Here is a 20,437-nt window from a genome sequence, read left to right as displayed (position 1 = left end):
TAACCTGAACATGTGGCCAGGATGTTTGCCTTAGTTTTGTTCATTTGTTACCTGGACGGCGGCTGCGAGGATATTGTCGTGGATATTTATGACGACGAACGACGCTGTATAGTCGCGATGGACGATCAGCGGATCCGCCAGGGCGGCTGCTTTCCGGTAGAAGATTTTATCGACGGTTTCTGGCGCCCCGCCAGCGAATACAGCGATTTCTAACCTGCCTGCTGCAGCTGCACGAGGGTCAGCTCGCCGCCAAAGACGGCTCCGGTATCAATGTAGTGCTGGTTATCGCTGTCGTAGCGCTGCTTGAGCGGAGTATGGCCAAACCAGAAATGATCGGCGCCGCCGATAGCCCCATGTCGCCCGGCCAGATGGTCCGTCAGACGTTGACGGTTCCACAGGACCTGGGATGCGTCCACCGGCTGCTGCCACCGGTAGGACGACGCCGGATAGTCTGCGTGGGCAATAATATGCGTCTGCGAGCTGGCGCAGAGCTCAATAATCAACGGCAGCTGACGGCAGCGAGCAAAGAGCGGCGCCATCTGCCGTCGCGCGTTTGGCGAGCTCTCCTGGAACCAGCGCCCGCCGTTGAGCATCCACAGCGCCGGCTTCCCGCTCTCCTGCGCCTCCAGCGCCATCTGCTCATGATTGCCCCGCACCGCGCGAAACCAGCGACGGTCGAGCAGGCCCAGACATGCCGCACTTTGCGGCCCGCGATCGATCAGATCGCCCACTGAGATAAGCAGATCCTGGTACGGGTCAAACCTCAGCAGCCGCAGTTTTGCCGTCAGCTGCGCAAGGCAGCCGTGCAGATCACCGACGAGCCAAATATTACGCCAGCCTGAACCATCAAGATGCTGATACATATTGTTCCTCCAGCTATAATTATAGCGAGTTATTTCTCTTGTTCCCCTCCCGGAAACACACCTCAATAAAATTTAAACGAAACGGAAATATAGTCCGCCGGGGCATTAATCTCGCGTCCGAGTCTCACTAAAATAGAGACTAAATAACGCCGAGGTATTCATCGTGACGGACAATAGCCTGCATTCAGCCTACGTACTACAGCCACGCACAAATCTAATTACCGATCTGGTTATGGGCAGACTTATTCCCGCGCCAATCTGGCAAAAGCGTAATTACCGGCTTAAGTTCCTGCTGCGAACAGCATTATTTTACACGCCGACCCGGCTGATGCTGGATAATCTCGCGGCGCGGCCCAACTTCAGCCAGCTGCTCGCCGCTCAGGCAACTCTGCCGGGCAAAGTTCATCGTCAGTACCTGAGGCGCGGGCTCAACGCCGGCCAGCGCTCCGCGGCGATTGTCAGCCACTATCAATATATCGATACCTTACCCGCCAGCCGGCTGAGTGCCGCCATGACCGCGGTACAGGAGATGCCGCTGCTGGAGCTGCAGGGCAAAGATGACTCCCGGTTCACGATCTCGGCCTCCTCTGCCGGGAAAGCCGAGCGCGAAGGCGAAACTACGCTTTGGCTGCGCGACGGTAGCCAAACGGTGCTGGCCAGCGCGACGTTCAGCGTGGTGCGCGAACAGGAGCAGTGGCAGCTGACCATCGGCGGGCTGCAGGGGCCGCGCCGCAACGTCCCGCACGAGGCGATAAAGCAGGCTACCCGCGCCTGCTACGGCCTGTTTCCTAAACGCCTGCTGCTGGAGTTTATCTGGGCGCTGGCGGCGCAAAGCAATATCCGGGCGATTTATGGCGTCAGCGATAACGGCCACGTTTTCAGGGCATTACGCTATCGCTTGAGTAAAGGACGCCACTTCCACGCCAGCTATGACGAGTTCTGGAAGTCTATTGAAGGCGCGGCCGACGGCGCGTGGCGTTGGCGCTTGCCGCTGCGCCTTGAGCGCAAGTCTTTGGACGAGATTGCCAGCAAAAAACGGGCTGAGTATCGCCGCCGCTTCCAGCTGCTCGATGAGCTGAATGCCCGGGTTATCGCACTCGCCGCCGGCTCCTCGCAGGCGTAGCTTTCCAACAAATCAACGCCGTTTTAGCAACGGCGTTTGCATCTTATCCTGCGCTTTCGTTACTATCATCACTTCTCCGTTTCCGTTCAGGTAGCCATTGAAGTTATGAGTAAAGCAGAAGCAGTGCTGTTGGCTATCGTCTTGATTATTTTGACGACTTCCCTGTGGTTTATTTTCAGCGGTGAAATCTGGTCCCTCGTCAGCTATCTGGAGACGCAGCTATATCCCTCTTTAGTCGCTCCGGAATAAACCCGTTTTTTTATTTACGAATTCATTCTGCGCTTTCTTTTTCTCACTTCATCGCTCATTTTTGATGCCTAAAACAGTATCAATAATACTAATCATTACGGTTTACTCATCCACAAACAGACGAATCCGCCCGGTCAATTTATCCGGCGCTAAAATCGCTCCGGGTGCTGCGCAGGGACCCAATGCCGGGTCCGATGCCAATGCGCTCTTCCCTCTTTGAATCATCCGCTTAGAACCATCGTTCTCCTTGCATCCCTTTATCTGTAACCTCGTTTTGGTTCAGCTGACTCCTTTACCCTTGCAACTACGCCATCGGCCATCAGCAGGTGGTACTCAAGGTTACGCTGAAGGTGGCCAACGACTGCTTTCCTGGCAGCGCGCCCGGCAGCGACGGCTGGCGCCAGTAAGAGCGATACAGTCACCGTGACCGTCTCCTGGAGAGGCTTTAACGCCGCGTTTTTCTGTAAAGGAAATGTGAATGCGTTTTTTGTTGTGGTATAAGGGAAAAAGGTTGCGTCGGGAAATGAGGGATCGTTTCGGGCCTTCTGAAGATAGGTTTTTGAAAGATATAGATAAAAAGAGACCGAACACGATTCCTGTATTCGGTCCAGGGAAATGGCTCTTGGGAGAGAGCCGTGCGCTAAAAGTTGGCATTAATGCAGGCTAAGTCGCCTTGCCTTATAAGAATAGTTTACCGCGTCAGGTTTTCCAGTCCGCAACAAAAGTGGGCCAATAATTCCTGGTAAAATCGCGGAGACGCATAAAAAAACCGCCGTTCCTGATGCAGGTAAACGGCGGTTTTTTCATTTTAATACAGCCAGATAATTCCAAAAATCAGCACAGCTTTTGCGCACGCTCGATAAATGGTGCCAGGCTCATTTTTTGCCCCGGATGCAGGGGGTCATCGATCTGGATCACAGAAATCGGCTGGCCGCTGGTTTTACCGGCCTTGACCTGCTCAATGGCGGTATCATTCAACGGATACTGCACCAGGGTACTGGGATTGATGGCATACAGCGCATTTCCCGGACGACAGGTCAGCATGACCTCCTCCCGGTTAAATGCCCAGCTATCCTTACCGACTTCAAAGCGACTAACGGTGATAACCTGCGGGGCCGCCAGCGCGGCGCTGGAGCTTGCCAGTAACATCAGTGTCAGAACAATTTTTTTCATGATTTAACCAGTTAATTCAATAAGGTTCCCAGGTTGCAAACAGGCTGACGGCCAGCAGCGCCAGCGCCCCCAGCGCCATCTCCACCTGCGTGGTACGCAAAATGAGCTGCTCTGCCCGCGCCTCGTCCATCGACATTCGAGGTACCAGAACATACCGGTTCACCAGCGCGATTGCCACCATCCCCGCGACCAGAGCACATTTGATCAACAGCGCCCTGCCCCACGGAGAATCGCTGAACAACCCGCCCTGAATCAGCAGCGTATTCACCACGCCGCTGGCAATGGTTCCGGCCACCGCCAGATGCCCGTAGCGCGAAAAGCGCATCATGGCGCCAATCGCCGCCTGCCGCCAGCGCCCCTGCAGCAAACGCAGGCAGTAGATAAACGGCAGCAGCCCGCCAAACCAGCCGGCGACGCAGAACAAATGCACCGCATGATTGGTGCGCTGCAGCGCCCCCAGCCCGCCCTCACTCATCGCCGCATGGCCCACTCCCGCCAGCAGAAGCAGCTGGCCGCAGAGTAGCACCAGCAGCAGTCGCGCCGGATGGCGCGGCTTAAGCCAGACGACGATGAGCGTCACCCAGGCCAGCAGTATTTGCCACACCCACACGCTACCAAACCGCGTGCCGGCAACGGCTTGCCAGATGGCGGGTTGCCAGACATCCGGCCAGCCCTCGCCCATCAGGCCACCCTGCGCCATCAGCATCAGCAGCGCTGAAAGCGCGCTAATCAACAGCAGGTAGCGAAGCAGCGGATAAAACCGCTGCATCAGCAGGCGACGAAGCGTCGCTGGCGCCCACCACGCGCCGTACAGCACGCAGCCGAAAGCCACCATCAGCGAGCCGAAGTGGACAAAGCGTAAAGCGATATAGAGTGCCGCGAGCATCGTTTATTTGACGGTAAAGTGGTATTGCCCTTTGGTTTTATGACCATCGACGGAGACCACGTGCCAGTCAACGGTATATTCACCCGCCGTTAAGGGCTGCGCCAGCGGGACGATCAGCTGCGCTTTATTATCATCGCTAAGCGCCAGCTTGCCGGTAGCCACCGCTTTTTGCTGAGGGCCGTTAAGCGTCACGCCGCTGAAGCGGGTTTCGATACCCTCGGAAAAGCTCAGCGTTAGCGCCTGCGGCGAAGCGCTCACCGTAGAATCTGCGGCGGGGGTTTGTTGCTGCAGATGCGCGTGGGCAAAAGCCCCGGCGCTGACCAGCAAACCGGCGAGAAGAGCAGAAACGCGCAGCGCGCTACCGGCGAGAATACGCATAATCGTCATTCCTTTTCGTTATGTATGTAGCACAGAGAATAACCCTGTATAATGGCGTAGTCGAGCCATGCGTTTAAGTCTTACGTTACCCTCGACCGGCTTTCGGTATCACCCAGGAGAAACCCAATGGAAAATAATCTGGCAAAAATCTCGCAGGACGAGATGGACAAGGTCAATGTCGATCTTGCGGCAGCCGGCGTCGCCTTTAAAGAACGTTACAATATGCCGGTGGTCGCCGATTTAGTCGAAAGAGAGCAGCCTGCTCATCTCCGGGACTGGTTCCGCGAACGCCTGATCGCCCATCGCCTGGCATCCGTTTCACTCTCGCGCCTGCCCTATGAACCCAAAACGAAATAATTCGGCCCTCCTGCGGACGCCCGGGTTGGCAAGACCGGCGCATTCTATTACGCTGACCCCTTTGACCCGGAGCGCGCAATGCTACGCGTAATCGATACAGAAACCTGCGGACTGCAGGGAGGCATCGTAGAAATCGCCTCGGTCGATATTGTCGATGGCCAGATAACCAATCCGATGAGCCATCTGGTCCGTCCCGATCGGCCTATCAGCCCGCAGGCGATGGCTATTCATCACATCACCGAAGAGATGGTCGCCGACCAGCCGTGGATTGAAGAGATTGTCCCGCACTATTTGGGTAGTCCCTGGTACGTTGCCCATAACGCCAGCTTTGACCGGCGGGTGTTGCCAGAGATGCACGGCGACTGGATTTGCACCATGAAGCTGGCGCGCCGCCTGTGGCCGGGGATTAAATATAGCAATATGGGGCTCTATAAGTCGCGCAAGCTGAACGTCACCACGCCCGCAGGCCTGCACCACCACCGCGCGCTCTATGACTGCTATATCACCGCCGCGCTGCTCCTGGATATTATCAACGTCTCCGGCTGGTCGCCTGACGATATGGCGACCATCACCGGCCGTCCGGCGCTGTTGACCACCTTCACGTTTGGCAAGTATCGCGGCAAGCCGGTTGCTGAAGTGGCGGAAAACGATCCGGGCTACCTACGCTGGCTGTTCAACAACCTGGATCGGATGAGCCCCGAGCTGCGCTTAACCCTCAAGCACTACCTCGGGGATTAAGCGCCTGCCCTATACGTCGGCCTGGCCTGGCAGCGTTCCCTGCGCCAGGCCTATCAGAAACGCGTACTCGAGAGCCACGCCCTCATAGCTTTTAAAACGTCCCGATTTCCCGCCGTGCCCTGAATCCATATCGGTACACAGCAGCAGCAGATTATCGTTCGTTTTCAGTTCACGCAGCTTCGCCACCCATTTTGCCGGTTCCCAGTACTGCACCTGGGAGTCATGTAGCCCGGTGGTCACCAGCATATGCGGATAGGCCTGAGCCGTAACGTTATCGTAGGGGCTATAGCCCTTCATATAGCGATAGTACGTTTCATCCTCCGGGTTGCCCCACTCTTCAAACTCCCCGGTCGTTAGGGGAATCGACTCATCGAGCATGGTGGTGAGCACATCAACAAAGGGCACCTGCGCCACCACGCCATGAAACAGCTCCGGGCGCTGATTGATGGCCACGCCCATGAGCATCCCACCGGCGCTGCCGCCCATGCCATAGCACAGCTGCGGATCGCCGTAGCCCTGCTTCAGCAGCGCATCGCAGACGTCGAGGTAATCATTGAAGGTATTGTTCTTGCAAAGAAACTTCCCGTCCTCATACCACTGCTGCCCCAGCTCGCCGCCGCCGCGCACGTGGGCGATGGCGAAAACAAAGCCGCGGTCAAGCAGGCTAAGGCGGCTGGCGCTGAAATCTGCGTCCTCGCTGGCGCCGTATGAACCATAGGCGTAAACCAGCAGCGGGCTGGCGCTGCGGCGGAAGTATTCGTGCCGGTAGACCAGCGAGACCGGAACCTCAACGCCGTCGCGGGCCTGGATCCACAGATGTTCGCTGCGGTAATGACTGGCGTCGAAACCTTTAACCTCCTGCTGTTTAAGCACCCGCCGTTCACCGGTATCCATATCCAGCTCAAACAGCGTATCCGGCGTGGTCATCGAGGAGTAGCCGTAGCGTAAGCGTGAGGTTTCCGGCTCGGGATTATAGGCAAGCCAGGTGACGTAGGCCGGGTCATCAAAGGCAATACCCACCGCTTCCCGGGTCGTACGGTTGATCTGCCGCAGGCTGGTAAGCCCATGCTGGCGCTCCTCCACCACCAGCCAGTCGGTAAACAGCGTAAAACCTTCCAGCATCACGTCATCGCGCGGCGGGATCAGGGCCTGCCACTGCTGCTCGTCGCGCTGATGAGTAAGGTAGAGACCGAAGTTTTTGCCTTCACGATTAGAACGCAGGTAGAACGCGTGCTGATAGTGATCGAGGCTGTATTCATGATCTTTGCGCCGCGACAGAAAGCACACCGGCTCGGCGTCGGGCATTTCAGCATTCAGCAGCCGTACTTCGCTGGTGGTCGCACTCGCAATGTAGATAACCACAAACTGCTGCGAGGTGGTCTTATGGACGCTGACGTAAAAGGTTTCATCCTGCTCTTCGTATACCAGCACGTCCGCTTCCGCCGAGGTGCCGACGGTATGTCGCCAGACCTGGTACGGCAGCAGCGTGGTGGGGTGTTTGCGCACATACCACAGGGTGCGTGAGTCGTTGCTCCAGGCGAATCCCGGGGAGACGTTCTCCAGCACTTCGGGATACCAGCTACCGTCGGAGAGGTTGCACAAGCGCAGGCTGTACTGCCGCCGGGAGAGATAATCCTCCGCCAGCGCCATCAGACCGTTGTCCGGAGAGATCCCCAGCCCGCCGAGGGTGTAGAACTCGCTTTGCGCCGCGCGCTGGTTGCTATCGAGCAGAAGCTCCCACGGGTCCCACTCCTCTTTGAGCACCGACTGGCGTTGGTAAATCGCGTATTCGCAGCCCGGCTCATAGACCTGACGATAGCGATAGCCATTTTTACTGTAAGGCGCGGAGACTTCGCGCTGGGGGATGCGGTCGATAATCTCTTTCAGCACCCGCTCCTGCAGGCTACGCTGGGTGTCCATCACCGCTTTGCCGTAGGCATTCTCCTCGCGCAGATAATCCAGCACCGCCGGCTGCGAACGCTCATCGTCACGCAGCCAGAAGTAGTTATCAATACGCGTATCGCCATGTAAGGTCATCGCGTGGGGAACCCGTTTCGCTTTTGGTAGCATCTCTTTGTTCTTCTTCGGCTTAATTTTATGCGCACAACGTTAATCGACGCGCGTCCGGACGGCAAGACAAGAAATCTCCACGGCATAAATCGCTCTGCCCCGAAGGTTGGCAAACGGCCAACAGCGGACCGACGCTCGGCTACCGCTGGTGAGAAAACGCCGGAGAGAGGATCATCCCCGGCCTGCGCGACGTCAGGCTGAGAGATGACCCGTATATAAGGGTGGCAAAAGTTGCCAGCGATGCAAGCGGAACGTGATGATTTAAGAGGGAAGAGCCTGCTTTTGCGCCTGAATATCCTGTTCGATCTCGGACCGCACGTCCGCAGGGATTTTCAGCGCTTCGCCCAGGGCGTTGAGGTAGCTGCGCTCCATAAAATGGTCAATATCAATCACCGCACAGCTCAGATAGTAGACTTCCAGCGCTTCCTGCTCGCTGCTGATACCCTGCGCCAGGCGCTGCGGGTCCAGGGGCTGAGTCAATGCGCGATCGATAAGCACCCGCCCCTGCACGTCGATATTAGCCGCGCGCAGCTGCTCTTCGATGCTCGCGCGTTCGTTTTCATCAATATGCCCGTCGCTTTTGGCGGCAAAAACCAGCGCCTGAATCAGCCGCTCGCTGCGGGCATCAGGTTCAGGTGACGACGGAACCTGGCCGGCCGGCTGCGGCGAACCGGCGCGCATTTTCTGCTGATACTTGTTCCACAGCACGCTTCCTGCCACCGCGCCGCCGCCAACCAGCAGCGCGCTGGTGCCGTATTTCGCCAGCAGCTTACGCGACGATTTGCTGGCGACCAGCAGTCCCGCCAGGCCGCCAAGCGCGCCGGGCAGCAGCAGATTTTTACCGCCCGAACGATCGTCAGATGAAGAAGATTGACCCTGCTGACCCAGCAGAGACTGAAGTTGATTAAGCCAGTTAGCCATGATTTCCTCGTTGCACAATAGGCGATGTCATCAGCCTAAACGACGCGATGTCAGGAAATGTTATCAGTGGCTAAAGATGCGCAAATTCCGGGTGGCTCAGGCCGCTTTCGCCTTGCGCGATTTTGGCGCCGCTTTTTCCGCCGCTTTTTCCGCCGCGCCGTCATCCACGCTGTCATCCGCGCTGGCGCTGATGGCGTCATCGCCAGCGTCTGCGGACTGTTGTTCGTTTTCATCCTGCCCGGCGGCGTGCTCTTCCGCTTCCGGGAGTTTTCCGGACTTCATAATGTGATGTAAGGTGTCTTTGCGCTCCGCCAGCCACATCGCCATCTCATCACGCTGGGCTTCATCAAGCGTCAGCGGGCAGTCTACCAGCCAGTCGTTAAGGACTTCGGCAAGATCGAGCATTTTGTCGTAAGCATCGGCCTCTTTTTTGCTGGTAAAAGACATCTTTTCCTCACCTTCGCGAATCACCACATATTTGATTTCAACCGCCATTGTGCAGCACCTTTTTATACTGTATTTATATACAGTATAGCAAATTTAGGGCCAGGACTCAACTCACGCGCATAAAGACAGACGCAAACGTTTTCGTTTATACTACGGCGCATGTTTTTTTACTGCGGAAGAGAGTCATGACTGTATTAGGCACAGCGCTGCGCCCTGCGGCAACGCGAGTTATGCTGTTAGGTTCCGGCGAGCTGGGTAAGGAAGTCGCCATCGAGTGTCAACGTCTGGGCATTGAGACCATCGCCGTCGATCGCTACCCTGACGCGCCAGCCATGCAGGTCGCGCACCGTTCGCATGTCGTCAACATGCTGCACGGAGATGCCCTGCGCGCCATAATTGAGCAAGAAAAACCCGACTTTATCGTGCCGGAAATTGAAGCCATCGCCACCGATACTCTGGTCGAGCTGGAGCTGTGCGGACAAAAAGTCGTTCCCACCGCTCGCGCCGCAAAGCTGACGATGAACCGTGAAGGCATTCGCCGCCTGGCCGCTGAAGAGCTGCAGCTTCCAACCTCGGCCTATCGTTTTGCCGACAGTGAAGCCGCCTTTAACGACGCCGTGAACGAGATTGGCCTGCCGTGTATCGTCAAGCCGGTGATGAGCTCTTCCGGTAAAGGACAAAGCTTTATCCGCCGCCGCGAACAGCTGGCCGACGCGTGGCTTTATGCCCAGCAGGGCGGCCGCGCCGGCGCCGGCCGCGTTATTGTCGAAGGCGTGGTGAACTTCGATTTTGAAATCACCCTGCTCACCGTCAGCGCGGTCGACGGCGTGCACTTCTGCGCCCCGGTCGGCCACCGTCAGGAAGATGGCGACTATCGAGAATCCTGGCAACCTCAGCAGATGAGCGAGCTGGCGCTGGCCCGCGCGCAGGAAATTGCCCGCAACGTGGTGCTGGCGCTCGGCGGTTACGGCCTGTTCGGCGTCGAGCTGTTCGTGTGCGGCGATGAGGTGATTTTTAGCGAAGTCTCGCCGCGTCCGCACGATACCGGAATGGTTACGCTCATTTCGCAGGATCTGTCGGAGTTCGCCCTGCACGTCCGCGCCTTCCTCGGTCTGCCGGTTGGTGCGATTCGCCAGTATGGCCCGGCGGCTTCCGCGGTGATTCTGCCGCAGCTCACCAGCCACAACGTAACCTTCGGCAACCTTCAGGCCGCGGTCGGCGCGGGCCTGCAGGTGCGTCTGTTCGGTAAGCCGGAAATTGACGGTTCCCGTCGTCTGGGCGTCACGCTGGCGGTAGCGGAGAGCGTCGATGAGGCGGTTGCGCGCGCCAAAGCCGCGGCGTCAGCGGTGGTGGTTGAGGGATAAAAAAACCCGGTAGCGTTGTCGCTTACCGGGTCAGAACTGAGGCGCGGAAATTACTTCGCGCCTTCTACCGCTTCACGAGCCAGAGTGGTGATACGGTCGTAATCGCCTGCTTCCAGCGCATCCGCCGGTACCAGCCATGAACCGCCGATACACAGAACGCTGTTCAGCGCCAGGTAGTCGCGGTAGTTAGCCGGAGAGATCCCGCCGGTCGGGCAGAAACGAATATGGGCGAACGGACCGCCAATTGCCTGCAGCGCCTTCACGCCGCCGTTCGCTTCAGCCGGGAAGAATTTAAACTCTTTCAGGCCGTACTGCATGCCCAGCATCAGCTCGGATACGGTGCTGATACCCGGGATCAGTGGAATAGTCCCTTCTTCAGTCGCCGCCTTGAGCAGAGAATCGGTCAGGCCCGGGCTGATAGCGAACTGCGCTCCCGCCTCGGTCACTTCTTTCAGCTGCGCCGCGTTAGTCACGGTGCCGGCGCCGACAATCGCCTCCGGGACTTCTTTGGCGATTGCGCGGATAGCATCCAGCGCGCATTCGGTACGCAGGGTCACTTCCAGTACGCGTACGCCGCCTGCAACCAGCGCTTTTGCCATCGGCACGGCGTGTTCCAGCTTTTTCACCACGATCACCGGGACAACCGGGCCGGAGGTGAGGATTGCTTCTGCAGTTGTTTTCCAGTTTTTCATCAGAGTTTCTCTCTCGCCAGATCTACAAATTGTATGGTCTTAAAAAGTGATGCAGGTTGCGCCCTGTTCGGCTCCGGAGAGTTTCTCACGCAGCGCAGAGAACATTTCACGACCGGTCCCGACTCGCGAACCGCTCAGGTCAGGAATATGCGGCTGCCGCGCAGCCAGTTCAGCATCGTCCACCAGCAGCGTCAGCTCGCCGGTCTGGCCGTTGACGCGGATGATATCGCCATCACGGACTTTCGCCAGCAGCCCGCCGTCGTAAGCTTCAGGCGTGACGTGGATGGCTGACGGGACTTTGCCCGATGCGCCAGAGAGTCGACCATCGGTGACTAGCGCTATTTTGAAACGGCGGTCCAATAATACACCAAGTGGCGGCATAAGTTTATGTAATTCTGGCATGCCGTTCGCTTTTGGCCCCTGATGACGAACCACGACGACGCAATCTTTGTCCAGCATCCCGGCTTCGAAAGCAGGCAGTACGTCGTGCTGGCTTTCAAAAATAACCGCCGGCGCTTCGATAACCTGATTTTCCACCGGCACCGCCGAGGTTTTCATGACCGCACGGCCAAGGTTGCCGCTCAGTACTTTGGTGCCGCCGTGACGAGAGAACGGCTTGTCGAACGTCGCGATGACCTGGTCGTCGAGCGGCGCGCTTGCCCCTTCACGCCAGTCCAGCTCGCCGTTGTTCAACCACGGCTCCATGGTGTAATGCGAAAGCCCAAAGCCGGCCACGGTATTAACATCTTCGTGCAGCAGCCCGCCTTTCAGCAGTTCGCGGATCAGCACCGGCACGCCGCCTGCCGCCTGGAAGTGGTTGATATCCGCCGGACCGTTCGGATAGAGGCGCGCCAGCAGCGGCACCACGTCCGAGAGATCGGAAAAATCATCCCAGTTAATGATGATGCCCGCGGCGCGCGCCATTGCCACCAGGTGCATCGTATGGTTAGTTGAGCCGCCGGTCGCCAGCAGCGCCACGATGCCGTTAACCACCACTTTCTCATCAAACATTTTGCCCAGCGGCATCCACTCGTTGCCGTTGCCGGTCATACGGGTAACCTGGCGCGCGGCGGCGACGGTCAGCGCTGCGCGCAGCTCGGCATCCGGATGCACGAACGAGGAGCCCGGGAGCTGCATGCCCATAAACTCCACCACCATCTGATTGGTGTTAGCCGTACCGTAGAACGTACAGGTGCCCGGCGCGTGGTAAGAGGCGGCTTCCGACTCCAGCAGCGCCATTCGGTCGACCTTACCTTCGGCGTACAGCTGGCGAATACGCACTTTCTCTTTATTCGCCAGGCCGCTGGCCATCGGGCCAGACGGAATGAAGACGGACGGCAGATGGCCAAAGGAGAGCGCGGCCATCGTCAGGCCGGGGACAATTTTGTCGCAGACGCCAAGATACAGCGCGCCGTCGAACATATTGTGCGACAGGCCGATAGCAGTAGACATGGCTATCACTTCGCGACTCAGCAGGGACAGCTCCATTCCGTCCTGCCCCTGGGTTACCCCATCGCACATCGCCGGCACGCCGCCGGCAACCTGACCAACCGCATTCACCGAATGCAGCGCCCTGCGGATGATATCCGGATAGGACTCGTAGGGCTGATGCGCGGACAGCATGTCGTTATAGGAGGTGATGATGGCAATGTTGTTACGCAGCATGCTTTTCAGCGAGGCTTTATCATCCGACTGACAGGCAGCAAAACCGTGGGCCAGGTTACCGCACGCCAGCTGGGCGCGATGGACGGTATCCGTTTTGGCTTGATTAATCCGTGCGAGGTAGGCAGTACGGGCGTCGCGCGACCGTTCGATAATGCGATTTGTTACCCGTAACATTGTCGAATTCATAAAGGCTCCTAAAAATTTATCTGTCCGGCCGCGGCATTTTTACGATGTCAAAAGAGTTAAAAGGCACCAACACTGCAGCTCAGAGGCAAAATGTCTGCCCGCAGTGTAATAAAAAAAGCTCCGGGGGTGAATCCTCCCGGAGCTTAAAAGATTAAAAATTATGCGGCTTTCTGCGCCAGATCATGTTACCGGTAAAATAACTCCTCCGGATAACGAACGCTTACTCGAATTCGTTCCATGAACGACCGTCGCGGGTGATCATCGCCACGGAGGCAACCGGTCCCCAGGTACCCGCCTGATAAGGCTTCGGCGCATCACGGTCGGCGGCCCAGGCTTCGGTAATGGAGTCAACCCACTTCCACGCCTCTTCCACCTCATCGCGGCGCACGAACAGCGCCTGGATCCCGCGCATGGTTTCCAGCAGCAGGCGCTCGTAGGCGTCGGCGAGGTGCGTTTGATTGAAGGTTTCCGAGTAGCTCAGATCCAGCTTGGTGATCTGCAGGTTGTGCTTATGGTCAAGACCCGGCACTTTGTTAAGCACCTGGATATCGACGCCTTCATCCGGCTGCAGGCGGATAGTCAGCTTGTTCTGCGGCAGCTCCTGCCAGTTCTCTTTGAACAGGTTCAGCTCCGGCGTCTTGAAGTACACCACGACTTCAGAGCATTTGGTCGGCAGACGTTTACCGGTACGCAGGTAGAACGGCACGCCGGCCCAGCGCCAGTTGTCGATATCCACGCGGATCGCCACGAAGGTTTCGGTATTGCTGGATTTGTTAGCCCCCTCTTCTTCAAGGTAGCCCGGCACTTTTTTGCCTTGCGCAAAGCCTGCGGTGTACTGGCCGCGTACCGTTTTTTCACGCACGTTGGCGCGATCGATACGACGCAGCGACTTCAGGACCTTAACTTTCTCATCGCGGATGCTATCGGCGCTGAGATCCGACGGTGGAGACATGGCGATCATGCACAGAATCTGCAGCAGATGGTTCTGGATCATGTCGCGCATCTGTCCGGCCTGATCGAAGTAGCCCCAGCGCCCCTCAATACCCACCTCTTCCGCTACGGTGATCTCCACATGGTCGATGGTGCGGCAGTCCCAGTTGTTGACGAACAGGGAGTTGGCAAAGCGCAGCGCCAGCAGGTTGAGAACCGTTTCTTTACCAAGGTAGTGGTCAATACGATAAACCTGGCACTCTTCAAAGAACTCGCCGACCTGGTCGTTAATCTCGCGCGAAGTGTCAAGAGAGGTTCCCAGCGGTTTTTCCATCACCACGCGCGCCGGCTTCGCATTCAGCTTCGCTTCGCCAAGGCCTTTGCAGATGGCGCCGAAGGTGCTAGGCGGCATGGCAAAATAGTTGATGGTGACGCGGTTTTTCTGGTCGAGCATTTTGCCCAGACGGGTAAAAGCTTTGGTGTCGTTAACATCAAGGTTACAGAACTCCAGGCGCCCGCTCAGGGTATCCCACAGCCCTTCATCAATCTTTTCCTTCATGAAGGTTTCAAGCGCTTCACGAACTACCTTGGTGTAAGCATCTTTATCCCAGTCAGCACGTCCGACCCCGATAATGCGGGTATCCGGGTTGATCTGGCCAGCCTTCTCAAGCTGATACAGGGAAGGCAACAATTTACGACGCGCCAGGTCACCCTTCGCGCCGAAAATGACCAGATCGCATGCCTGGGCCGTTTGCGTTACCGCCATGTCATTCTCCTCAGTTGATAGTCTGGTGCTTATGCCAGGCTATAATTTGTAATTTTCTTACACTGCACTGTACTGTGTTTACGATTTTCCCGAAAGCCTCGGCCCCCCTTTCCAGGCGCTAAACCGCACAAGGAGAAAACTTCAGGCGACAATTTGGGCAGACGGCTAATATTGTTCGTTGTTCCGACCGATTATCAGTTAGTAAAATACGACTCTGATCATGTAATGAAAAAAAACAACATTTTTTTAGGTCATTCTTCCCCGCTAATGATTGCGGAGGGGTATATTCTTGCTAAAACGCCTGATGATTTCACCCATTAATGAAATCGCTTCCATTGATGAGCGCCTTGTTACCATGAATATGCTGGAAAAAATTCAGTCCCGGCTGGAACACCTTAGCAAATCCGAACGCAAAGTGGCCGAGGTCATTCTTGCGGAACCCGCGCAGGCCATCCACTCAAGCATTGCCGCGCTCGCCCTGGAAGCCGGCGTCAGCGAACCCACCGTCAATCGCTTTTGCCGGAGTCTTGAAACCCGCGGCTTCCCTGATTTTAAACTGCATCTGGCGCAAAGTCTGGCGCACGGCACCCTCTATGTTAACCGCAATGTCGATGAAGACGACAGCGTAGAGTCTTATACCGGAAAAATTTTCGAGTCCGCGATGGCCAGTTTAGATCAGGTCCACCATTCTCTCGATATGTCCGCGGTTAATCGGGCCGTCGATCTTTTAACCCAGGCGAAAAAAATCGCCTTCTTCGGCCTCGGCTCCTCGGCCGCCGTTGCCCATGACGCGATGAATAAATTTTTTCGCTTCAACGTGCCGGTTATCTACTCCGATGACATTGTCCTGCAACGCATGAGCTGTATGAACTGCAATGATGATGACGTGGTGGTGATAATCTCTCACACCGGCAGAACGAAAAGTCAGGTGGAGCTGGCGCAGCTGGCCCGTGAAAACGATGCCATGGTTATCGCGATTACCTCTGCGGGTACGCCGCTGGCTCGCGAGGCGACGCTGTCCATTACGCTTGATGTTCCCGAAGATACCGATATTTATATGCCGATGGTCTCGCGCCTCGCCCAGCTGACCCTCATCGACGTGCTGGCTACCGGCTTTACCCTGCGCCGCGGCGCAAAATTCAGAGATAACTTGAAGAGGGTCAAGGAAGCGTTGAAAGAATCGCGTTTTGATAAAGAACTTCCCGTACACAGCGACAACCCATAAAACCTGATAATAAGTAGTAACCCATTACACTTCGGTTACGTTTCAGCATAGCAACTTTACCGGCCGGAACGACCGATTCCATGTTCACGCAACACCAAAGTTGTTTTAGTCAACGGAGTATTACATGTCCAGAAGGCTTCGCAGAACCAAAATCGTTACCACCTTAGGCCCGGCAACCGACCGCGATAACAACCTTGAAAAGGTTATCGCTGCAGGCGCTAACGTCGTACGTATGAACTTCTCTCACGGTACCCCGGAAGATCATCAAATTCGCGCGGATAAAGTTCGCGTGATCGCGGCCAAACTGGGCCGCCACGTGGCCATCCTCGGCGATTTGCAGGGGCCTAAAATTCGCGTTTCGACCTTCAAAGAAGGCAAAATTTTCCTCAATATCGGCGATAAATTCCTGCTGGACGCAGAGCTGAGCAAAGGCGAAGGCGATAAAGAAAAAGTCGGTATTGACTATAAGGGTCTGCCAGCGGACGTGGTGCCTGGCGATATCCTGCTGCTTGATGATGGCCGCGTTCAGCTGAAAGTGCTGGAAGTTCAGGGCATGAAGGTGTTCACCGAAGTCACCGTCGGCGGACCGCTGTCCAACAATAAAGGCATCAACAAGCTTGGCGGCGGCCTCTCCGCCGAAGCGCTGACCGAAAAAGACAAAGCCGATATCCTTACTGCGGCAAAAATTGGCGTCGATTATCTGGCCGTCTCCTTCCCGCGCTGCGGGGAAGATCTGAACTACGCTCGCCGCCTGGCGCGTGAAGCGGGCTGCGACGCGAAGATCGTAGCGAAAGTGGAACGCGCGGAAGCCGTTTGCGATCAGGACGCGATGGACGACGTTATTCTCGCCTCCGACGTCGTGATGGTTGCCCGTGGCGATCTGGGCGTCGAGATCGGCGATCCGGAGCTGGTCGGTATTCAGAAGGCCCTGATCCGCCGCGCCCGTCAGCTGAACCGTTCGGTCATCACCGCCACCCAGATGATGGAGTCGATGATCACCAACCCGATGCCGACTCGTGCGGAAGTGATGGACGTGGCCAACGCCGTGCTGGACGGCACCGATGCGGTGATGCTTTCGGCTGAAACCGCAGCCGGTCAGTATCCGTCTGAAACCGTTGCCGCCATGGCTCGCGTCTGCCTCGGCGCGGAAAAAATCCCGAGCCTCAACGTTTCCAAACACCGTCTGGACATCCAGTTCGACAACGTGGAAGAAGCGATTGCCATGTCAGCGATGTATGCCGCGAACCACCTGAAAGGTGTAACCGCTATCATCACCATGACCGAATCCGGCCGCACCGCGCTGATGACCTCGCGCATCAGCTCTGGCCTGCCGATTTTTGCCCTCTCTCGCCATGAGCGCACCCTCAACCTGACTGCGCTGTACCGCGGCGTGACGCCGGTTTATTTTGACAGCACCAACGATGGCGTTGCCGCCGCTCACGATGCGGTAAACCTGCTGCGTGATAAAGGCTATCTGGTCTCCGGCGACCTTGTTATCGTCACCCAGGGCGACGTCATGAGCACCATCGGTAGCACCAACACCACGCGTATCCTGACCGTCGAATAAGCCATCGCGCAACGGACCCCGCGTACCACCTACCTGCCGACGTAAAATCGGCAGGTATTTTTTTATCCCGGCTCTGCGGCTGGCGCTCGCCGGCAAGAACATCACACCACCCAGTTCATCAGCAGCGTGGCGGCAATCACCGTCGACGCCCCGCCGATACGGGTCGCAATCTGCGCAAACGGCATCAGCGACATGCGGTTGGAGGCGGACAGAATCGCAACGTCTCCGGTACCGCCGAGGCCGCTATGGCAGCTGGTGACGATCGCCGCTTCCACAGGGTACATATTGAGTCGTGAAGCAATAAAGAACCCGCTCAGCGCCATAGCGATAACAATCGACCCGCACACCACGACATAGCCGACGGAGAATACCGCCACCACGCTTTCCAGCGGCACGTACAGCATCCCAAGCCCGATCATCAGCGGCCATACCAACGCCGCGGAGACAAATTTGTAGCAGCTGTAGGCACCGACCTCCATCGCCGCCGGGATCGCTTTGGTGTATTTACAAATGACGGCGGCGAGGATCATCAGTACCGGACCGGGAATATGCACCACCTTCTCCAACAGCCCGCCGACGATGAAAAAGGCGCAAATCATCAGCAGCCCACCGCCCATCAGCTGAAAGTCCGTCTGCTGCGGGCCCTGAGTTTGCGTGAAGACGCTGTTATCTTCATGGCTGCGGATCAGCATCCCGTCTCCGGAAAGCGAGGGGCGACGAACGCCAATTCTCGCCAGCACCCCGGCGCAGATAATCGCAAAGATATTGCCGACGACCGCCGCCGGGGCCAGCTGCGCAACGTAGACGTCGGGGGTTTGCCCAAGGATCGCTGAATAGGCCAGCGAAAGCGGTAGAATGCCCTCGCCGATCCCTCCCCCGATGATCGGGACGATAATAAAGAAGAAGGTATGGTACAGGCTGTAGCCGAACAGCGTGCCCACCAGCAGGCCGGTGAGGATGGCGGTAAAGGTCCCGACAACCAGCGGGACAAACATTCTGACCATCCCCTGAATCAGGATAACCCGATTCATCCCCAGGATGCTGCCCACCACCAGACAGGCAATAACGAAATAAAGCAGATTGGCTTCTTTCATCAGCAGATGCACCGTCGCTAGCGTATGCGGGGCAAACATTTCAAAGTAGACCAGCGCCGAAGGCACCATCAGGCACAGTATCGCCGGGCCACCGATATCTTTCAGTACCGGGACCATGCGGCCAATTTTGGCAAACGCAAAGCCCAGGGTCATAATCACCGCCAGGCCGCCGATCATATTTTTTGGCAGTACGCTGGCGTAGGCGGCAATAGCCACTACGATCGCGATACCGACAAACAGCACCAGGGGGACGGACCCCACTTCCGCATTCCCCAGCATTCTGAGCGCGGGCCGGTTGGGCAGTGAATTTTCAATAGGATGATTTAGTGAATTATTTTCCATCTTTCACCTGACTTTTTATAAATAGCTATGTAGGGGCATAAATAACAACAATGTTATTCAACCAGAATAAAATCGAGAATAAAATAGTACATCGAGCACATTGAACCTGAAAAAAAGTAGCACAGCCATCGAACATAAAAAAGCCATGCGCCATTTCTAATGATGCTTTTGTGATTGACCTTGAATCTCAACTTTAAGTAATTTAAGTCGGCATTTTGTAATTAAATTTATCGATGCGACTATTTTTAACCGCCCTCAATGAAAACATCGGGTTACCTCCCGGCTATATTTGTAAGTAAAGTCCTCGCTGTAAAAGTATTTAAAGAAAACAGACTGTGATTTCTATCACCCTGCACCGCACGAGGGATTGTTAGATTAAAAAAACAGTAGTCGCAGACCATACTTTATCAGGACATCCTATGCCTTCATTATTATTACAATCACTGTTCCCGCTGGTGTTTATCATGCTGCTCGGCTGGATCAGCGGCAAGCTCGGCTATACCCGTCGTGAAGATGCTACGGTTTTAGCTACCGTGGTTATTCGCTTCGCGTTACCTTTTCATCTCTTTATTGGTGCCCTAAACACCAACCCGGATAAAATTAAAAACTTCACTTTTATGGCCGTGCTGGTTATTGGCCTGATGGGCTCTTATTTTCTGACCCTGCTTCTTTCACGCTACGTTTTTCGCCACGATATCAAGACCAGCGCGATCCAGTCTCTGGTCTGCTCGTTTCCCGACATGGCCTATTTTGGCGCGCCGGTGCTGGCGGTCCTTATCGGGCCGGAAGGATTTCTTGGCGTCCTGATCGGCAATCTCATCACCAGCGTATTTATGATTCCACTGACGATTATCCTCATTCGTCTCGGCGATAAAAACGCCGATACTCAGGGAGCCGGGCTCAACCCCGCGATGCTGATATGGCAAAACCTGATGAAGGCGGTCAGAAACCCGATTGTCTGGATCCCGATATTAGGCGTCCTGTTAAGTCTTGCCGGAATAAAGCTGCCACACCTCCTGAGCGCCCCGATAGAAATGGTCGGTAAAATTGCCGGCGGTCTCTCCCTGTTTGCCCTCGGACTGCTATTTTATGGCGAGCGTCCGGCATTTAATCGCCAGGTATGCACCAACATTGGAATTAAAAATCTAATCCAACCGGGAATGATGGCCGCCGCCGGACTGGCGCTGGGCTTGAGCCATAGCTTAATGCAGCAGGTTATTATTATCGGCGCGACACCATCCGCTATTGCCGCAGGAATGTTTGCCCTGCGCAGCGATACATATATTGAATCGGCATCCTCATCTATTTTAATTGGCACCGCTATCGGCGTGGTGACGGAAGGCATAATGATCTATTTGATTTCATAAATTATGCCCGGCGGCACCACCCTATTAATTGGCT

General features: G+C 56.3%; 20 protein-coding genes and 2 pseudogenes. 10 read left to right on the top strand and 12 right to left on the bottom strand.

The window, feature by feature from the left end; genetic code table 11:
* The first annotated feature begins 21 nt into the window (after nucleotides 1-21).
* Complete coding sequence (locus QFI97_RS11570; protein WP_331834417.1) at nucleotides 22-213, top strand: YdfD/YebW family protein; 192 nt, start codon at nucleotides 22-24, stop codon at nucleotides 211-213.
* Here QFI97_RS11570 and pphA read toward each other — a convergent pair.
* Nucleotides 210-863, bottom strand: coding sequence for a protein-serine/threonine phosphatase (gene pphA, locus QFI97_RS11565; RefSeq protein ID WP_346431190.1), 654 nt, complete (start codon nucleotides 861-863; stop codon nucleotides 210-212). The genes QFI97_RS11570 and pphA overlap by 4 nt on opposite strands.
* 163 nt (nucleotides 864-1,026) lie before the next feature.
* Here pphA and QFI97_RS11560 point away from each other — a divergent pair, with 163 nt between their 5' ends.
* From QFI97_RS11560 to QFI97_RS11550, 3 genes are all read left to right on the top strand, one after another.
* Entirely contained in the window at nucleotides 1,027-1,986 is a 960-nt protein-coding gene (locus QFI97_RS11560) for a VirK/YbjX family protein (RefSeq protein ID WP_346431189.1), read from the top strand.
* A 105-nt stretch (nucleotides 1,987-2,091) separates the two neighbouring features.
* Nucleotides 2,092-2,235: an Ecr family regulatory small membrane protein gene (locus QFI97_RS11555; RefSeq protein WP_346431188.1), complete on the top strand. Its 144-nt coding sequence runs from the start codon at nucleotides 2,092-2,094 to the stop codon at nucleotides 2,233-2,235.
* 478 nt (nucleotides 2,236-2,713) lie between these two features.
* Nucleotides 2,714-2,902, top strand: coding sequence for a hypothetical protein (locus tag QFI97_RS11550; protein WP_346431187.1), 189 nt, complete (start codon nucleotides 2,714-2,716; stop codon nucleotides 2,900-2,902).
* A gap of 167 nt (nucleotides 2,903-3,069) precedes the next feature.
* On the opposite strand, the gene QFI97_RS11545 is transcribed toward QFI97_RS11550, so the two are convergent.
* Genes QFI97_RS11545 through yobA form a run of 3 tightly spaced genes read right to left on the bottom strand, consistent with a single transcriptional unit; the run spans nucleotide 3,070 to nucleotide 4,672 of the window.
* Nucleotides 3,070-3,408: a YebY family protein gene (locus QFI97_RS11545; protein ID WP_346431186.1), complete on the bottom strand. Its 339-nt coding sequence runs from the start codon at nucleotides 3,406-3,408 to the stop codon at nucleotides 3,070-3,072.
* Nucleotides 3,409-3,424: 16 nt separating this feature from the next.
* Nucleotides 3,425-4,294, bottom strand: coding sequence for a copper homeostasis membrane protein CopD (gene copD / locus QFI97_RS11540; protein ID WP_346431185.1), 870 nt, complete (start codon nucleotides 4,292-4,294; stop codon nucleotides 3,425-3,427).
* A 3-nt stretch (nucleotides 4,295-4,297) separates the two neighbouring features.
* Nucleotides 4,298-4,672: a CopC domain-containing protein YobA gene (yobA, locus tag QFI97_RS11535; protein WP_331834422.1), complete on the bottom strand. Its 375-nt coding sequence runs from the start codon at nucleotides 4,670-4,672 to the stop codon at nucleotides 4,298-4,300.
* A gap of 126 nt (nucleotides 4,673-4,798) precedes the next feature.
* Between yobA and QFI97_RS11530 the strand changes: the two genes are divergently transcribed.
* Together QFI97_RS11530 and exoX are read left to right on the top strand one after the other, a co-directional pair.
* Nucleotides 4,799-5,029, top strand: coding sequence for a DNA polymerase III subunit theta (locus QFI97_RS11530; RefSeq protein WP_041146219.1), 231 nt, complete (start codon nucleotides 4,799-4,801; stop codon nucleotides 5,027-5,029).
* Between the two features lie 78 nt (nucleotides 5,030-5,107).
* Nucleotides 5,108-5,767: an exodeoxyribonuclease X gene (exoX, locus tag QFI97_RS11525; RefSeq protein WP_095101708.1), complete on the top strand. Its 660-nt coding sequence runs from the start codon at nucleotides 5,108-5,110 to the stop codon at nucleotides 5,765-5,767.
* A gap of 9 nt (nucleotides 5,768-5,776) precedes the next feature.
* On the opposite strand, the gene ptrB is transcribed toward exoX, so the two are convergent.
* The 3 genes from ptrB to QFI97_RS11510 form a co-directional block, all read right to left on the bottom strand.
* Nucleotides 5,777-7,837, bottom strand: coding sequence for an oligopeptidase B (ptrB, locus tag QFI97_RS11520; RefSeq protein WP_346431184.1), 2,061 nt, complete (start codon nucleotides 7,835-7,837; stop codon nucleotides 5,777-5,779).
* Nucleotides 7,838-8,098: 261 nt separating this feature from the next.
* Nucleotides 8,099-8,758, bottom strand: coding sequence for a tellurite resistance TerB family protein (locus tag QFI97_RS11515; RefSeq protein WP_095101704.1), 660 nt, complete (start codon nucleotides 8,756-8,758; stop codon nucleotides 8,099-8,101).
* A 96-nt stretch (nucleotides 8,759-8,854) separates the two neighbouring features.
* Nucleotides 8,855-9,253 (bottom strand): YebG family protein, encoded by a 399-nt coding sequence (locus QFI97_RS11510; protein ID WP_346431183.1) that lies wholly within the window; start codon nucleotides 9,251-9,253, stop codon nucleotides 8,855-8,857.
* Between the two features lie 137 nt (nucleotides 9,254-9,390).
* Between QFI97_RS11510 and purT the strand changes: the two genes are divergently transcribed.
* Nucleotides 9,391-10,569 (top strand): formate-dependent phosphoribosylglycinamide formyltransferase, encoded by a 1,179-nt coding sequence (gene purT, locus QFI97_RS11505; protein WP_331834426.1) that lies wholly within the window; start codon nucleotides 9,391-9,393, stop codon nucleotides 10,567-10,569.
* Between the two features lie 50 nt (nucleotides 10,570-10,619).
* Here the strand turns inward: purT and QFI97_RS11500 are convergent, their stop codons facing one another.
* The 4 genes and pseudogenes from QFI97_RS11500 to QFI97_RS11485 all read right to left on the bottom strand — a co-directional run bounded on the left by QFI97_RS11500 (nucleotide 10,620) and on the right by QFI97_RS11485 (nucleotide 14,969).
* Nucleotides 10,620-11,261: a bifunctional 4-hydroxy-2-oxoglutarate aldolase/2-dehydro-3-deoxy-phosphogluconate aldolase gene (locus QFI97_RS11500; RefSeq protein WP_095101698.1), complete on the bottom strand. Its 642-nt coding sequence runs from the start codon at nucleotides 11,259-11,261 to the stop codon at nucleotides 10,620-10,622.
* Between the two features lie 39 nt (nucleotides 11,262-11,300).
* On the bottom strand, nucleotides 11,301-13,112 hold the full coding sequence (gene edd, locus QFI97_RS11495; protein ID WP_095101696.1) for a phosphogluconate dehydratase: 1,812 nt from the start codon (nucleotides 13,110-13,112) through the stop codon (nucleotides 11,301-11,303).
* A 220-nt stretch (nucleotides 13,113-13,332) separates the two neighbouring features.
* Nucleotides 13,333-14,808 (bottom strand): glucose-6-phosphate dehydrogenase, encoded by a 1,476-nt coding sequence (gene zwf, locus QFI97_RS11490; protein WP_095101694.1) that lies wholly within the window; start codon nucleotides 14,806-14,808, stop codon nucleotides 13,333-13,335.
* A gap of 10 nt (nucleotides 14,809-14,818) precedes the next feature.
* Nucleotides 14,819-14,969: pseudogene (locus QFI97_RS11485) on the bottom strand (formate--tetrahydrofolate ligase).
* 159 nt (nucleotides 14,970-15,128) lie between these two features.
* On the opposite strand from QFI97_RS11485, the pseudogene QFI97_RS11480 reads away from it, so the two are divergent.
* Both QFI97_RS11480 and pyk read left to right on the top strand, forming a co-directional pair.
* Nucleotides 15,129-16,033: pseudogene (locus QFI97_RS11480) on the top strand (MurR/RpiR family transcriptional regulator).
* A gap of 124 nt (nucleotides 16,034-16,157) precedes the next feature.
* Nucleotides 16,158-17,600, top strand: coding sequence for a pyruvate kinase (gene pyk, locus QFI97_RS11475; protein WP_095101692.1), 1,443 nt, complete (start codon nucleotides 16,158-16,160; stop codon nucleotides 17,598-17,600).
* Nucleotides 17,601-17,701: 101 nt separating this feature from the next.
* Here pyk and QFI97_RS11470 read toward each other — a convergent pair whose 3' ends face one another.
* Nucleotides 17,702-19,036 (bottom strand): 2-hydroxycarboxylate transporter family protein, encoded by a 1,335-nt coding sequence (locus tag QFI97_RS11470; RefSeq protein WP_331834427.1) that lies wholly within the window; start codon nucleotides 19,034-19,036, stop codon nucleotides 17,702-17,704.
* Nucleotides 19,037-19,455: 419 nt separating this feature from the next.
* Between QFI97_RS11470 and QFI97_RS11465 the strand changes: the two genes are divergently transcribed.
* Complete coding sequence (locus tag QFI97_RS11465; protein WP_095101688.1) at nucleotides 19,456-20,403, top strand: AEC family transporter; 948 nt, start codon at nucleotides 19,456-19,458, stop codon at nucleotides 20,401-20,403.
* Nucleotides 20,404-20,437 lie beyond the last annotated feature (34 nt).

Source organism: Klebsiella scottii (assembly GCF_036561945.1).
GTDB lineage: Bacteria > Pseudomonadota > Gammaproteobacteria > Enterobacterales > Enterobacteriaceae > Klebsiella > Klebsiella scottii.
Note: the sequence above shows the minus strand (reverse complement) of the source record. Positions and strands in the feature narration are given on the sequence as shown.

What these genes read in the sequence shown, in the direction of transcription:
- edd (WP_095101696.1), bottom strand. Translation starts at nt 13,112, where the DNA reads ATGAATTCGACAATGTTACGGGTAACAAATCGCATTATCGAACGGTCG.
- exoX (WP_095101708.1), top strand. Translation starts at nt 5,108, where the DNA reads ATGCTACGCGTAATCGATACAGAAACCTGCGGACTGCAGGGAGGCATC.
- pyk (WP_095101692.1), top strand. Translation starts at nt 16,158, where the DNA reads ATGTCCAGAAGGCTTCGCAGAACCAAAATCGTTACCACCTTAGGCCCG.
- QFI97_RS11500 (WP_095101698.1), bottom strand. Translation starts at nt 11,261, where the DNA reads ATGAAAAACTGGAAAACAACTGCAGAAGCAATCCTCACCTCCGGCCCG.
- yobA (WP_331834422.1), bottom strand. Translation starts at nt 4,672, where the DNA reads ATGCGTATTCTCGCCGGTAGCGCGCTGCGCGTTTCTGCTCTTCTCGCC.
- QFI97_RS11545 (WP_346431186.1), bottom strand. Translation starts at nt 3,408, where the DNA reads ATGAAAAAAATTGTTCTGACACTGATGTTACTGGCAAGCTCCAGCGCC.
- QFI97_RS11550 (WP_346431187.1), top strand. Translation starts at nt 2,714, where the DNA reads ATGCGTTTTTTGTTGTGGTATAAGGGAAAAAGGTTGCGTCGGGAAATG.
- QFI97_RS11555 (WP_346431188.1), top strand. Translation starts at nt 2,092, where the DNA reads ATGAGTAAAGCAGAAGCAGTGCTGTTGGCTATCGTCTTGATTATTTTG.
- QFI97_RS11465 (WP_095101688.1), top strand. Translation starts at nt 19,456, where the DNA reads ATGCCTTCATTATTATTACAATCACTGTTCCCGCTGGTGTTTATCATG.
- purT (WP_331834426.1), top strand. Translation starts at nt 9,391, where the DNA reads ATGACTGTATTAGGCACAGCGCTGCGCCCTGCGGCAACGCGAGTTATG.
- QFI97_RS11510 (WP_346431183.1), bottom strand. Translation starts at nt 9,253, where the DNA reads ATGGCGGTTGAAATCAAATATGTGGTGATTCGCGAAGGTGAGGAAAAG.
- ptrB (WP_346431184.1), bottom strand. Translation starts at nt 7,837, where the DNA reads ATGCTACCAAAAGCGAAACGGGTTCCCCACGCGATGACCTTACATGGC.
- zwf (WP_095101694.1), bottom strand. Translation starts at nt 14,808, where the DNA reads ATGGCGGTAACGCAAACGGCCCAGGCATGCGATCTGGTCATTTTCGGC.
- QFI97_RS11530 (WP_041146219.1), top strand. Translation starts at nt 4,799, where the DNA reads ATGGAAAATAATCTGGCAAAAATCTCGCAGGACGAGATGGACAAGGTC.
- QFI97_RS11570 (WP_331834417.1), top strand. Translation starts at nt 22, where the DNA reads ATGTTTGCCTTAGTTTTGTTCATTTGTTACCTGGACGGCGGCTGCGAG.
- QFI97_RS11470 (WP_331834427.1), bottom strand. Translation starts at nt 19,036, where the DNA reads ATGGAAAATAATTCACTAAATCATCCTATTGAAAATTCACTGCCCAAC.
- QFI97_RS11515 (WP_095101704.1), bottom strand. Translation starts at nt 8,758, where the DNA reads ATGGCTAACTGGCTTAATCAACTTCAGTCTCTGCTGGGTCAGCAGGGT.
- copD (WP_346431185.1), bottom strand. Translation starts at nt 4,294, where the DNA reads ATGCTCGCGGCACTCTATATCGCTTTACGCTTTGTCCACTTCGGCTCG.
- pphA (WP_346431190.1), bottom strand. Translation starts at nt 863, where the DNA reads ATGTATCAGCATCTTGATGGTTCAGGCTGGCGTAATATTTGGCTCGTC.